The following is a 13105-nucleotide window of genomic DNA, read 5'->3' as shown; positions in this document are numbered from 1 at the left end:
CCCTTTCAAGACGAACCGGCCGGCGAGCGAAACATATTCGGAGGATCATAGGGTGCTGACACGGCTTTGCATAAATCTCGTCCTGATCGGTGGCATCATCACCGTCGTTTCGCGCCTGATTTAAAGGCATCGAAAGGACAGTCCCGGAAACAGGAAAACCGGCGCATGGCCGGTTTTTTGTTGGAATGACGGGAGCGCCGATCAGTTCGTGTTGCCGGGCTTGCCCTTGCCATCCTTGTCGGCGAGCTTTGCCCAGGAGTTCTGCTGGGACAGCATCGAGCGAAGATAGGTGACGTTGGCGTCCGCCTGCTGCTGCGAGAGTTCCCGGCGGGCGATCTGCTCGGCTTCCGCGAAACGGCCCTGCAGGCCGACCACGAGAGCGAGGTTCTGCCGGACGCGGCTGTCGGCGGCCGGCTGCCCGGCGGCATTGCGCATGTAGGTTTCCGCCGTCTTCAGATCACCGGAAAGCACGTAGGACATTCCGAGATTGGACATCACGCTCGGTTCGTTCGGCTGGGCATCGAGCGCCATGCGATATTTCTGGCGGGCCTCGGCCGAACGGCCGAGCTGATCGAGCACGGCGCCTTCGGCGGAATAAAGCCGCCAGTCGGGATGGTCAGGTGTCTGGGCGCGGTTGATCGTGGCAAGCGCCTGTTCGAGCTGGCCTGCGCCTGCCTGCGCCTTGCCATAGGCCGCCAGCACGTCGCGGTCGGCGGGATGGGCGATCGCCACCTGCTGCATCACCGCAAGTGCCTGCGCGTTCTTGCCCGTCATGCCGAGCACGGTTGCATAGCGCAGCCCGATTTCCTTGTTCTTGGGATCGCGGGCATAGCTGTCGCCGACCGATTTCTCGGTGCTCGCGAGGTCGCCCGCGTTCATGCCGTCCATGGAGGCGGCCGAGGTCCTCGGGATCGAGCCCGTCGTCGCGACATCGCGCTTGGTCGCGCAGCCGGTGACCGAGAGTGCGGCAAGAAGCGCGAAGGCGGCGGTCTGGGCGAGGCGGGTCTTGCGAGGCGTCAGGGCTGCGGAAGCGGTCATGGGGTGCGGTCTCGTTCGGTCCGGTGCCGCGCCTTGCGAATAGGGAGCGGGCAGATAGCGCATTTCCACTCCAGCAATAAACTGTTAACCCTAACAGATCGTTAAGACGAACGATTCCAGCAGCTTCCGAAGGCCCGCCCATGACCCCCTATCAGTATATCGAACGTCCCTCTCCATTCGGCGCGAAAGGGGCGGCGACCAGGCCGGTCCATGCCGTGACGCCTGCCGACCTCGATGCGGGCAAGCTCGATGCGGCCGCGCTCGCCTGGGCGAAGGCGGCGGGCTTCAAGGCGGAAGCCGGCGCGCTGCTTCTGGTGCCAGCGGCAGGTGGTGAGGTGGGCAGCGCCCTGTTCGGCCTCGGCAATGATCCCGCCGAAGCGCCCTTCATCGCCGGAAAGCTCTCGAAGCTCCTGCCCGCCGGCGACTGGCATGTCGAGACCTCGGCGCTCGGCCACGCGCATCTCGCCCTCGGTTACGGCCTCGGCACCTATGGCTTCAGCCGCTACAAGTCCGAAAAGCCGAAGGATGTCCGGCTTTCGTTCCCGGGCGCGGCCGATGCCGCCGATGTCGAGCGCCAGCTTGCCGGCGTCTTCCTGGCGCGCGACCTGGTGAACATCCCGACCAACGAGATGGGACCGGTCGAGCTCGAAGCGGCTTTCCGGGCGCTCGGCGAACATTACGGCGCGACGGTCACGTCGATCGTCGGCGAGGACCTGCTCCGCCAAAACTTTCCGCTCGTCCACACGGTCGGCCGCGCCAGCGTTTCGGCGCCGCGGCTGCTCGAAATGCGCTGGGGCGAGAAGGGCCATCCGCGCGTCACCCTGGTCGGCAAGGGCGTCTGCTTCGATACCGGCGGCCTCGACATCAAGGGCGCCGCCAACATGGCGCTGATGAAGAAGGATATGGGTGGTGCCGCCAATGTCATGGGCCTTGCCCTGATGATCATGGATGCGGGCCTCAAGGTGGACCTGCAGGTTCTGGTACCGGCCGTCGAGAACTCGATTTCCGGCAATGCCTTCCGGCCGGGCGACATTTACAGGAGCCGCAAGGGCATCACCGTCCAGATTGACAATACCGATGCGGAAGGCCGGCTGGTCCTTGCGGATGCGCTCGCCTATGCGGACGAAAACCCGCCGGACCTGATGATCGATATGTCGACGCTGACGGGGGCTGCCCGCGTCGCGCTCGGCACCGAACTCGCCCCCTATTTCACCGATGACGAAGGGCTTGCCGGCAAGCTGATGGAAGCGGGCCGCGCGGAAGCCGATCCGATGTGGCGCCTGCCGCTCTGGATGGGCTATGACAAGGACATCCGCTCCCGCGCAGCCGACATCACCAATTCGCCCTCGGGCGGCATGGCCGGCGCAATCACCGCGGCGCTTTTCCTCAAGCGTTTCGTTACCGCCACCAAAAGCTGGGTACATTTCGATATCTATGCCTGGGTCGCGGCCGACAAGCCGCATGCGCCGGTCGGGGGCGAGGCCTTCGCCATCCGCGCGCTCTACCGCACTATCCGCGACATGGCGGTGAAATAACTGGACTGAGAAATAAAACGGTTCCGAAACAAACCGGTAAGACCTTCGGCTTAAAATCCGCCCGGTATTGAACCAAGGCCGATTTTGAACCGAGGGTCGTGATGCCGGTTGAACTGACCGCCACGGAAGCGCTGGGCCTCTGGCACCGCGTGTCGCTTGAGCAGGTCCGGCGCGACGGCCGCGATCTGACATTGCGCCAGATGTCCATTCTGCTGCATATTTACCTCGTGCCGCCACCGCACACGGTGCGCGGGCTGGCCGCTACGCTTGGCGTCACCAAGCCGGTCATCACCCGCGCGCTCGATACGATGGGCGAGATGGGTCTGGTGGACCGCGAGCGCGACGAGCGCGACCGCCGCAACGTGGTGATCAAGCGTACGGTGGCCGGCGCGCTCTATCTGGAAAAGCTGGGCGACCTGATCATCCGGGAAGGCCGCCAGTGATGGGTTGGCGATAGGACGCCTGAAGGGATTAACTGATGACCAAGCCGCTCGACAGACGCCTGCATGCTTTCCGCCCCGATCTCGCCGACGAAACGCTGAAGGGCAGTGTCGAGGCAGGCCAGTTCGTCCGTGGCGAGCCGGCGCGCATTGCGGTATCCGTCGCTCAGCTGCGCCCGGCGCCGGATCTTGCCCGCGGCGTCGATACCGAACTGCTTTGGGGTGAAACCGTCCGGGTTTTCGACCGCGCCGATGGTTTTGCCTGGGTGCAGGCCGATCAGGACGGCTATGTCGGCTATCTGCCGGAAACGATGCTCGCAGGCCCGGACGAGCCGACCCATCGCATCGCCGTGCCGCGTACCTTCCTTTATCCGGAAGCCGAGCTCCGCAAGCCGCCGGTCGCCGCCCTGTCCATGGGCAGCCGCATCACCGTCGTCGGCGAGGCGGAAACCCGCGGCACCCGCTATTTCATCCTGGCGAATGGCGGGGCAGTGATCGCACGCCACTGCCTGCCCATCGCCGAGACGCTCGGCGACGACTATGTCGCGGTCGCCGGAAAATTCATCGAGACGCCCTATCTCTGGGGCGGCCGCTCCGGGTTCGGCCTGGATTGCTCGTCGCTGGTGCAGCTGGCCCTGATGATGACCGGGCAGTCCGCGCCGCGTGATTCCGACATGCAGGCCTCGCTCGGCAAAGAGATCACCCGCATGGAACTTCGCCGCGGCGATCTCGTTTTCTGGGAAGGACATGTCGGCATCATGGAGAATGCCGAGACGCTTCTCCACGCCAACGGCCATACGATGAGCGTCGCCCGCGAAAATTTCGCGGCGGCCGTCGAACGGATCGGCTGGCTCTACCAGCAGCCCACCGGCTATCGTCGCCTGGATAACCGCCGATGATCACGCAAACGTGGTCCTTGCCCCATGGATCGGGAACCCTGCCGTCCATATCTTTTATCCGTCCGCAGGTGTCGTGGATGAGGAGTCGATTGATGCTCAAAGGTGCATGGATACTGCCGGCCGTTATGCTCGTGGCGCTGCTTGTCGCCGCGCTCGTTCCGGTCGAGGTGTTCGCTGCCGAGCGGCAGGCCTTCCCGCAGGATACGCAGACCTATTTCCGTAACCTGCCCGGCGTCGTGCCGCAGGAGGAACAGGCGAAGAAACAGGCCTATGACTGCACGACCGATATCGAGAATGTCTATCGAGCCCGGGGCGGCTTCGACATTCTTTATGGCGACGTCATGCCGACCCGGATCTATCGCTGCAAGACGCAAAGCGGCGTGACCTATACCGGCACCCGCATGCCCAACAACGAATGGGTGCCGGGCCTTAACCCGCGTCACCTGCCCGAATAGGGTAATCATCGTACAAACGCGGCGCACCCGAAGACCTTATCTTGCGATGTGGCGCAAGAGCGCTTCCGCCCATTGACGACCTGCCGCCGCTGCCCCACTACTTTCTGATATACAAATCTTGGCGCACCGGGAGGATAGAAGGTGTTCCACGCAAGCATGAATTTCGCGCTCGGCGAGGAGGTCGAAGCCGTTCGCGACACGGTCCACCGTTTCGCGCAGGAAAAACTGGGCCCCCGTGCCGAGGAGATCGACCGCAGCAACGAATTTGCCCGCGATCTCTGGCCGGAACTGGGCGCGCTCGGCCTGCTCGGCATCACCGCCGATCCGGATTTCGGCGGCTCCGGCCTCGGTTACCTCGCCCATGTGGTTGCCGTCGAGGAACTGGCCCGCGCTTCGGCCTCGACCTCACTCAGCTACGGCGCGCATTCCAATCTCTGCGTCAACCAGATCAACCGCAACGGCAACGCCGAGCAGAAGGCGCGCTACCTGCCGAAACTCTGCTCCGGCGAGCATGTCGGCGCGCTCGCCATGTCCGAGCCGGGTGCGGGTTCCGACGTCGTGTCGATGAAGCTCCGCGCAGAGAAGCGCGGAGATCGCTATATCCTTAACGGCAACAAGATGTGGATCACCAACGGCCCGGATGCCGATGTCCTGGTAGTATATGCCAAGACCGATCCGACAGCAGGCCCGAAAGGCATCACCGCCTTCCTGATCGAAAAGGGTTTCAAGGGTTTCTCGACCGCCCAAAAGCTCGACAAGCTCGGCATGCGCGGCTCCAATACCTGCGAACTGGTATTCGAAGATTGCGAGGTGCCGGCCGAAAACGTCATGGGTGCCGAGGGTGGCGGCGTGCGCGTGCTGATGTCCGGCCTTGATTACGAGCGCGTGGTACTTTCCGCGATCGGGATCGGAATCATGCACGCCTGCCTCGATGTGGTCATGCCGTATGTCCATGAGCGAAAACAGTTCGGCCAGCCGATCGGCGAGTTCCAGCTCATCCAGGCCAAGGTCGCCGACATGTACACGGCGATGAATTCGGCCCGCGCCTATGTCTATGCGGTGGCCGCCGCCTGTGATCGCGGCGCGGTGACAAGACAGGATGCCGCCGCCTGCTGCCTCTACGCCTCCGAACAGGCGACCCAGCAGGCGCTGCAGGCGATCCAGATCCTCGGCGGCAATGGTTATATCAACGACAATCCGACCGGCCGGCTGCTGCGCGACGCCAAGCTGATGGAGATCGGCGCCGGAACCTCGGAAATCCGCCGCATGCTGATCGGCCGCGAGCTCTTCAAGGAAACCGCCTGATGGCTGTCATCCGGTCGCAGGTCAATCTCCGAAGCGAAGCCGCCGAAGCCAACCGGGCCGCCATGCAGGCGAAGATCGCCGAGGTCGAGGCGGCCGTGGCGCTGGCCGAGGCCGGCGGCGGAGAGGAGGCACGGGCGCGGCATGTGAAGCGTGGCAAGCTGCTTCCGCGCGAGCGCATCGCCCGGCTGCTCGATCACGGCTCGCCCTTTCTCGAAGTCGGCGCCACCGCTGCCCACGGGCTTTACGGCGGCGCGAGCCCGTCTGCCGGCATCGTCACCGGCATCGGCCGGGTCGAAGGTCGCGAGGTGATGATCGTCGCCAATGATGCAACCGTCAAAGGCGGCACCTATTACCCGATGACGGTCAAGAAACACCTGCGTGCCCAGGAGATCGCCGAGGAAAACCGCCTGCCTTGTGTTTATCTGGTCGATTCCGGCGGCGCCAACCTGCCGAACCAGGACGAGGTATTTCCCGACCGCGACCATTTCGGCCGCATCTTCTTCAACCAGGCGCGCATGTCCGCCAAGGGCATCGCCCAGATCGCCGCCGTCATGGGCTCCTGCACGGCGGGCGGCGCCTATGTGCCGGCCATGTCCGACGAGGCTATCATCGTCAAGGATCAGGGCACCATTTTCCTCGCCGGGCCGCCGCTGGTGAAGGCCGCGACAGGCGAGGAAGTCTCGGCCGAGGATCTCGGCGGCGGCGATGTCCATACAAGACTTTCCGGCGTCGCCGATCATCTTGCCCGCGACGATGCCCATGCCCTGGCTCTGGTTCGCCGCGCCGTCGCCGGCTTGAACACCCGCAAGCCCGAAACGGTCACGCTGGCGACACCCGAAGAGCCGCTTTACGATCCGCAAGAGATCGCCGCGATCGTCCCTTCCTCGCTCAGCACGCCCTACGATATCCGCGAAGTGATCGCCCGCGTGGTCGATGGCTCGCGGTTCGACGAATTCAAGGCCCGCTTCGGGGTGACGCTGGTCTGCGGTTTCGCCCATGTCTTCGGCATTCCCGTCGGCATCATCGCCAACAACGGCGTGCTGTTTTCCGAAAGCGCCCAGAAGGGGGCGCATTTCATCGAACTCTGCTCGCAGCGCAAGATCCCGCTGGTCTTCCTGCAGAACATCACCGGCTTCATGGTCGGCCGCAAATACGAGGCGGAAGGTATCGCCAAGCACGGCGCCAAGCTGGTGACGGCGGTTGCCACCACCTCGGTGCCCAAGGTTACGATATTGGTCGGCGGTTCCTTCGGCGCCGGCAATTACGGCATGGCCGGCCGCGCCTATTCACCGCGTTTCCTGTGGACCTGGCCGAACAGCCGCATCTCGGTGATGGGCGGCCCGCAGGCGGCCGGCGTGCTTGCAACCGTCCGGCGCGACGCGATCGAACGCGGCGGCAAGACTTGGGGTACCGCCGAGGAGGCGGCCTTCAAGCAGCCGATACTCGATCAGTTCGAGGAACAGAGCCATCCGCTTTATGCCTCCGCCCGCCTGTGGGACGACGGCGTCATCCACCCGGCCAGCACCCGCCAGGTCCTCGCCCTCAGCCTTTCCGCTGCCCTCAACGCCCCGATTGAAGACACACGCTTCGGCGTGTTCAGGATGTGAGGTTGGCATGATGCAGCCGAGCACATCCAAAAGCCCCCTCTGGCCTGCCGGCCATCTCCCCCACAAGGGGGGAGAAGACTCGCGGCACGGCCTCGCTTCCAATCCGCGACCAGTGCGGCGGGGTGAGCCCCTCCCCCTTGTGGGGAGGGGTTGGGGAGGGGCCTACTCTTCCTGGTATCTCGGGGCTGCCCCATGCTAAGAAAAGTCCTCATCGCCAATCGCGGCGAGATCGCCTGCCGTATCATCCGCACCTGTCACAGGCTGGGCGTCGCCACCGTTGCCGTCTATTCCGATGCCGATCGGGACGCTCTGCATGTGTCGCTGGCCGGCGAGGCGGTCCATGTCGGCCCGTCCCCCGCGGCCGAAAGTTACCTGCGCGGCGACGCGATCATCGACGCAGCATTGCGGGCAGGCGCCGATGCCATCCATCCCGGCTACGGTTTTCTCTCGGAAAACCCGGATTTTGCCTGGGCGGTAACATCCGCCGGTCTCCGCTTCATCGGCCCGTCCTCCGATGCCATCCGTGCCATGGGCCTCAAGGACGCCGCCAAGGCGCTGATGGAAAAAGCCGGCGTGCCCGTCGTCCCGGGTTATCACGGCGCCGAACAAGACCCGGATTTCCTGCTGGATGAGGCCGAGCGCATCGGTTTCCCGGTGCTTATCAAGGCGCGTGCGGGCGGCGGCGGCAAGGGCATGCGGCGGGTCGAGAATGCCGAGGCTTTCAGGGAAGCGCTCGCCTCTGCGCAACGCGAAGCCTCGGCCGCATTCGGCGATGCGTCATGTCTGATCGAAAAGTACATCGCCCACCCGCGCCATATCGAGATCCAGGTGTTTGGCGACGATCACGGCAATGTCGTGCACCTCTTCGAACGCGACTGCTCGCTGCAGCGCCGCCACCAGAAGGTCATCGAGGAGGCGCCGGCCCCGGGCATGCCGGAGGACATGCGCCGCGCGATGGGCGAAGCGGCCGTCAAGGCGGCGATGGCGATTTCCTATTCCGGCGCCGGCACGATCGAGTTTATCGCCGACGCTTCCGAAGGGCTGAAACCCGACCGTTTCTGGTTCATGGAGATGAACACCCGCCTGCAGGTGGAGCATCCCGTGACCGAGGCGATCACCGGCGTCGATCTCGTCGAATGGCAGTTGCGCGTCGCGTCCGGCGAGCCTCTGCCGCGCCTGCAGGACGAGCTTTTTATCAGCGGCTGGGCTTTCGAGGCCCGGCTTTATGCGGAGGATGCCGAGCGGGGGTTTCTGCCGGCCACCGGCCAGCTGGTCCATCTCGATCTGCCGGAGGAGCTTGCCCGCGTGGACAGCGGCGTGCGCGCCGGCGACCGCATTTCACCTTTCTACGATCCGATGATTGCCAAGATCATCACCCGCGGGCCGGATCGGCAGACGGCGCTCTCGCTTCTTTCGTCCGCGCTGTCCGAGGTTCGCGCCACCGGCGTCACCACCAATGCAACATTCCTTCGCCGGCTAACGATGCAGACCGACTTCGTCGAGGGCAAGCCCGATACCGGCCTCATCGACCGGCATCTGTCGGAACTCACATTTCACAGGGCTCCGTCTCGCGAGGCCATGGCGCTTGCCGCACTGGAGCTTTCCGGCACGCTCCAGCCGAAGACCGCGAACGATCCCTGGGGCGGCTTGTCCGGGTTCCGGTTGTGGTCGCAAGCGTCCGATTTCGTCGAACTGGATGACCGCGGCCACCATGTGCCGGTCTCGTTCGCATCGACCGGAGAGGGGGCCTATGCCGCCACGGTCGACGGCAAGCGGGTTGATTTCAGCCTTTCCCGATCAGGCGACGGCGCCTGTCTCCTGGAGGTCGAGGGCAGCAAACGTCGCGTTCATCTGGTGTCCGGCCAACGTGACGTGACGATCTTCGGCGATGGCGAAAACTGGCACTTTGGCCTCCTCGACCCGCTCGCCGGCGAGGATGAGGCCGCCGACGGCGGCGACCGCATAGTCGCGCCGATGCCGGGCCTGGTCAAACTCCTGCGCGCGGTGCCCGGAGCGGCGGTTGCGAAAGGCGAGACCCTGGCGATCATGGAGGCGATGAAGATGGAGCTGACGCTTGCCGCCCCCCGCGACGGGACGATTGCCGAGGTCCTGGTTGCTCAAGGCGAACAAGTGGTCGAGGGAGCCATGCTGCTGACGCTGGAGCCGGAAGATGGGGAGCCGGAATACGGGGAGCCGGAAGATGGCTGACTTCGTCCGCATCCACGAAATGGGACCTCGCGACGGCCTGCAGAACGAGAAACGCATCATCCCGACCGTCGACAAGATCCGGCTCGTCGATCTGCTTTCCGCCTGCGGTTTCGAAAAGATCGAGGTGACGAGCTTCGTGCGTGCCGACTGGGTGCCGCAGATGGCCGACGGTGCCGAGGTCATGGCGGGCATCGCGCGCCGGCCAGGCACGCTCTATACGGTGCTGACCCCAAACATGCGCGGTTATGAGGCGGCCGTCGCGGCGAGCGCGGATGAGGTTGCCGTCTTTGCCTCTGCCTCCGAAGGTTTCAGCCATCGCAATATCAATTGCAGCATCGCGGAGAGCTTTGAGCGTTTTGCGCCGCTGGTCGATAGCGCCCGCCGCGACGGCATTCCGGTCCGCGCCTATGTCTCTTGTGCCATCGATTGTCCCTTCGACGGTCCGACGCCGCCGGTCCAGGTGGCAAGGGTGGCGGCGCAACTCCATGCGCTCGGATGCGGGGAGGTCGCACTGGCCGATACGATCGGCACCGGCACGCCGGATCGGGTCGCGGCCATGCTCGATGCGGTGCTGGAGCGTATGTCGGCCGCCTCTCTCGCCGGGCATTTTCACGACACCAACGGCCGGGCGCTCGACAACATCACGGTCTCGCTCGAAAAGGGACTACGTGTGTTCGATGCCGCCGCCGGCGGCCTCGGCGGTTGCCCCTATGCGCCGGGCGCGGAGGGCAATGTCGCAACCGGCAAGACCGTCGATCATCTGCATGCGCTGGGTTTCGAGACCCGTATCGATCGCGACCGGCTGGACGAGGCCGAGGCCTTCGCCCGAGGTTTGAGAGGAGCGCGCTGATGGGCGCTTACGAGACGCTGACCTTGGAACGCGACGTTCGCGGGGTAGTGACGCTGTCGCTTGCTCGGCCCGAAAAGCATAATGCCATGAATGCGCAGATGATTGCCGACCTGACGGACGCGGCCGGCAGGCTTGCGGCCGACGAGGCTGTCCGTGTCGTGGTTCTCGCATCTGCCGGCCCCACCTTCTGCGCCGGCGGCGACCTGCAGTGGATGCGGGATCAGGCGGCGAGGGATCGGGCCGGCAAGATCGAGGGGGCCACGGAGCTCGCCCTGATGCTGAAAGCGCTGGACGATCTGCCGAAGCCGCTGATCGGCCGGGTGCAGGGCAATGCCTTTGGCGGCGGCATCGGCCTGATGTCCGTCTGCGACATCGTCGTCGCGGTCGAAAGTGCCCGGTTCGCGCTTACCGAAACTCGGCTGGGGCTTATTCCCGCGACGATCGGATCCTATGTCGTACGACGCATTGGCGAGGGCCATGCTCGCCGCCTGTTCCTCAATGCCCGCCGCCTCGATGCTGGCGCGGCTCGCGAAATAGGCCTTGTTTCAGTCGTCCGCCCGGCCGACGAGCTCGACTTGGCGGTCGAGGAAGAAGTTGCCGCTTTCCTCGACTGCGCTCCGGGCGCCGTCGCCAGCGCCAAGAGCCTTGTTCAGAGCCTTGCCCGCCAGACGATCGAAGACCCGGTCGCGTATAGCACCGGTCTGCTTGCCGATCGTTGGGAAAGTGCCGAAGGCCATGCCGGCATCGATGCCTTCCTGAACCGCCGGCCGATGCCTTGGGCGGCGCCCAAGGCAGGCAAGGATTAGCCGGGCCATGTCGGGTGTTGAGCCGGATATTACTGTTTGGGGATTCCGGCCTTCTGGATCACGTCCGACCATTTCTGGATGTCGGCTTTCAGGCGGCCGCCGATCTCTTCCGGCGTGCTGGATCGGGCTTCGACACCGAGATCCGCAAACCGCTTCTGGAGAGCAGGATCGGCCAGCACTTCGATCAGCGTGGCGTTCAGCTTCTTGACCGCTTCCGGCGGCGTGCCCTTGGGCGCGAAGATGGCATTCCAGGAGGTGACGTCGAAACCCTTGACGCCTTCTTCAGCGGCGGTCGGGACATTCGGCGAGAGGGTGGAGCGCGTCGGGCCGGATGAAGCGATGGCGATCGCCTGGTTCTGCTGCAGGGCGGCTTTCAGCGCGGTCTGGCTGTCGATGATGACGTCGAGCTCGCCGCCGAGCAGGGCAACCTGAAGATCCGGCGTGGCCTTGTAGGGCACGATGGTGAAATCGATCCCGGAAGTCGATTTGAAAAGTTCCGCGGCAAGGTTCTGGCTGCTGCCGACATTGATGGTTCCGACGTTCAGCGCCCCGGGCTTGGCCTTGGCGGCGTCCAGAACATCCTTGAGGGATTTGAATTTGCCACCCGACTTGGTGACGAACACGAAATCGAAATAGGCAAGGCTGGAGACCGGCACGAAATCGGCGACCGGATCGAATTGCAGGTTCTTGAACAGCGGCACGCTGATCGCGGTTCCGTTCGAGAGCAGCGCCAGCGTGTAACCGTCCGCCGGAGCGTTCAGCGCCGCCCGCGCCGCAACGGAGCCGCCGGCACCCGGCTGGTTCATGATCACGATCTGCCGGCCGAGCTTCTTGCCGAGCGACTCGGCAACCAGGCGTGCGGTGATATCGGCGATCCCGCCGGGGCCGAAAGGCAGGACCAGCGTGATGTCCCTCGAAGGATAGGCGTCCTGCGCAATGGCGCCGGTCGGCAGCATCAGGGTCAGGGCGACCGCCAGGGACTTCATCCATCGCGACGGCCGTCGAAGCCGGCCCGCCGAGCTCCCCGTAGTTGTGCAATCCATTCTTTCCTCCTCCTTATAAGGCCGCTCAGGCGGCGAAATCGTATAAACGTGCTGGATTGTCGACGAGCAGCCGTTGCCGATCGCCCTCCGTCAGTGCGAACCTGGGCACGAGATCCACGAGATCGGCTTCGTCGACCGGCTCCTTGAGGTTCGGGTGCGGAAAATCGGTGCCCCACAGGCTTCGCTCGGGGCTCGCTTCGATCAGCGCCTTCGCAAAAGGCACGGCCGTATCGAACGGAAAACGCGAAATCCGCTCCGACCCGCAGACCTTGATCCAGCAGTTTTCTTGGCCCACCAGTTCCAGCAGCGCCTGAAACGCCGGCTGGTCGGTGCCGAGGCTGGTGTCGACACGGCCCATGTGATCGATGACGAACGGGACCGGCAGGCGGGCGATCATGTCGGAAAGCGGAACAATGTCGGCGGCATCGAGATGCAGCACCACATGCCAGCCGCGGCCCTTGATGCGGTCGATCACCCGGTTGAAGACATCCATGTCCGGCGCCCCGCCGAGATGGCGGACGAAGTTGAACCGCACGCCACGCACGCCGCCGTCGTCGAGCGTCTGGTAGGCCCGGTCGTCGAAACTGTCGTCGACGATGGCGACGCCGCGGTAACGATCCGGACGCCAGGCGATCGCGTCGAGCATGGCGCGGTTGTCTGTCCCATGGCAGCTCGCCTGAACGATGACGGCGCGCTCGATGCCAAGCCGGTCGTGGAGTTTCGCCAGCGCCTCTTTCGGTGCATCCTCCGGCGTATAGCTGCGGTTGGGCGCGTAGGGGAAAACGTGTCCCGGACCGAACACGTGGCAATGGGCGTCGCAACTGCCGGCAGGCAGCAGGAAGTTCGGTTTCCGCCGTGCGCCGCCGGCCCCGTGACCGCTCTCCTGGCGAGGTTCGTTCATGTCTCTTCCTTCATGTAA

Annotated in this window: 12 protein-coding genes; 9 read left to right on the top strand and 3 right to left on the bottom strand. The window is 64.7% G+C overall.

What is annotated here, in order from left to right:
* Positions 1-201: 201 nt before the first annotated feature.
* Positions 202-1038: a tetratricopeptide repeat protein gene (locus tag J2X76_RS06425; RefSeq protein WP_113285018.1), complete on the bottom strand. Its 837-nt coding sequence runs from the start codon at positions 1036-1038 to the stop codon at positions 202-204.
* A gap of 140 nt (positions 1039-1178) precedes the next feature.
* Here J2X76_RS06425 and J2X76_RS06420 point away from each other — a divergent pair, with 140 nt between their 5' ends.
* The 9 genes from J2X76_RS06420 (at position 1179) to J2X76_RS06380 (ending at position 11143) form a co-directional block, all read left to right on the top strand.
* The gene (locus J2X76_RS06420) at positions 1179-2573 is read left to right on the top strand and encodes a leucyl aminopeptidase family protein (RefSeq protein ID WP_310214148.1); all 1395 of its coding nucleotides are present in this window, start codon (positions 1179-1181) and stop codon (positions 2571-2573) included.
* A gap of 101 nt (positions 2574-2674) precedes the next feature.
* Positions 2675-3016: a helix-turn-helix domain-containing protein gene (locus tag J2X76_RS06415; protein WP_113125421.1), complete on the top strand. Its 342-nt coding sequence runs from the start codon at positions 2675-2677 to the stop codon at positions 3014-3016.
* 35 nt (positions 3017-3051) lie between these two features.
* Positions 3052-3912 carry an NlpC/P60 family protein gene (locus tag J2X76_RS06410; RefSeq protein WP_310214145.1) on the top strand — a complete coding sequence of 287 codons (861 nt, stop codon included), beginning with the start codon at positions 3052-3054 and terminating at the stop codon, positions 3910-3912.
* A gap of 92 nt (positions 3913-4004) precedes the next feature.
* Positions 4005-4367 carry a hypothetical protein gene (locus J2X76_RS06405; protein WP_113125423.1) on the top strand — a complete coding sequence of 121 codons (363 nt, stop codon included), beginning with the start codon at positions 4005-4007 and terminating at the stop codon, positions 4365-4367.
* Between the two features lie 156 nt (positions 4368-4523).
* Positions 4524-5672, top strand: a complete 1149-nt coding sequence (locus tag J2X76_RS06400) for an isovaleryl-CoA dehydrogenase (protein WP_310214746.1) — start codon at positions 4524-4526, stop codon at positions 5670-5672.
* A complete protein-coding gene (locus J2X76_RS06395) occupies positions 5672-7279 on the top strand; it encodes a carboxyl transferase domain-containing protein (protein ID WP_113125425.1) in 1608 nt (535 codons plus the stop codon). Before J2X76_RS06400 ends, J2X76_RS06395 begins: the two co-directional genes overlap by 1 nt.
* A gap of 192 nt (positions 7280-7471) precedes the next feature.
* The gene (locus J2X76_RS06390; protein WP_310214143.1) at positions 7472-9487 is read left to right on the top strand and encodes an acetyl/propionyl/methylcrotonyl-CoA carboxylase subunit alpha; all 2016 of its coding nucleotides are present in this window, start codon (positions 7472-7474) and stop codon (positions 9485-9487) included.
* On the top strand, positions 9480-10337 hold the full coding sequence (locus tag J2X76_RS06385; protein WP_310214142.1) for a hydroxymethylglutaryl-CoA lyase: 858 nt from the start codon (positions 9480-9482) through the stop codon (positions 10335-10337). The genes J2X76_RS06390 and J2X76_RS06385 overlap by 8 nt, the downstream gene beginning before the upstream one ends.
* Positions 10337-11143 (top strand): crotonase/enoyl-CoA hydratase family protein, encoded by an 807-nt coding sequence (locus J2X76_RS06380; protein ID WP_310214141.1) that lies wholly within the window; start codon positions 10337-10339, stop codon positions 11141-11143. Before J2X76_RS06385 ends, J2X76_RS06380 begins: the two co-directional genes overlap by 1 nt.
* Positions 11144-11172: 29 nt before the next feature.
* Here J2X76_RS06380 and J2X76_RS06375 read toward each other — a convergent pair whose 3' ends face one another.
* Together J2X76_RS06375 and J2X76_RS06370 are read right to left on the bottom strand one after the other, a co-directional pair.
* Positions 11173-12186 (bottom strand): tripartite tricarboxylate transporter substrate binding protein, encoded by a 1014-nt coding sequence (locus J2X76_RS06375; RefSeq protein ID WP_113125428.1) that lies wholly within the window; start codon positions 12184-12186, stop codon positions 11173-11175.
* Between the two features lie 25 nt (positions 12187-12211).
* Entirely contained in the window at positions 12212-13087 is an 876-nt protein-coding gene (locus J2X76_RS06370) for an amidohydrolase (protein WP_113125429.1), read from the bottom strand.
* Positions 13088-13105: the final 18 nt, after the last annotated feature.

Origin of the sequence: Neorhizobium sp. 2083 (genome assembly GCF_031455615.1) — a bacterium.
GTDB lineage: Bacteria > Pseudomonadota > Alphaproteobacteria > Rhizobiales > Rhizobiaceae > Neorhizobium.
This window is presented reverse-complemented; position numbering and strand designations above follow the sequence as displayed.

Coding starts and splice junctions, on each gene's coding strand:
- J2X76_RS06415 (WP_113125421.1), top strand. CDS start 2,675: ATGCCGGTTGAACTGACCGCCACGGAAGCGCTGGGCCTCTGGCACCGC.
- J2X76_RS06375 (WP_113125428.1), bottom strand. CDS start 12,186: ATGGATTGCACAACTACGGGGAGCTCGGCGGGCCGGCTTCGACGGCCG.
- J2X76_RS06380 (WP_310214141.1), top strand. CDS start 10,337: ATGGGCGCTTACGAGACGCTGACCTTGGAACGCGACGTTCGCGGGGTA.
- J2X76_RS06425 (WP_113285018.1), bottom strand. CDS start 1,038: ATGACCGCTTCCGCAGCCCTGACGCCTCGCAAGACCCGCCTCGCCCAG.
- J2X76_RS06385 (WP_310214142.1), top strand. CDS start 9,480: ATGGCTGACTTCGTCCGCATCCACGAAATGGGACCTCGCGACGGCCTG.
- J2X76_RS06390 (WP_310214143.1), top strand. CDS start 7,472: ATGCTAAGAAAAGTCCTCATCGCCAATCGCGGCGAGATCGCCTGCCGT.
- J2X76_RS06395 (WP_113125425.1), top strand. CDS start 5,672: ATGGCTGTCATCCGGTCGCAGGTCAATCTCCGAAGCGAAGCCGCCGAA.
- J2X76_RS06420 (WP_310214148.1), top strand. CDS start 1,179: ATGACCCCCTATCAGTATATCGAACGTCCCTCTCCATTCGGCGCGAAA.
- J2X76_RS06410 (WP_310214145.1), top strand. CDS start 3,052: ATGACCAAGCCGCTCGACAGACGCCTGCATGCTTTCCGCCCCGATCTC.
- J2X76_RS06370 (WP_113125429.1), bottom strand. CDS start 13,087: ATGAACGAACCTCGCCAGGAGAGCGGTCACGGGGCCGGCGGCGCACGG.
- J2X76_RS06400 (WP_310214746.1), top strand. CDS start 4,524: ATGAATTTCGCGCTCGGCGAGGAGGTCGAAGCCGTTCGCGACACGGTC.
- J2X76_RS06405 (WP_113125423.1), top strand. CDS start 4,005: ATGCTCAAAGGTGCATGGATACTGCCGGCCGTTATGCTCGTGGCGCTG.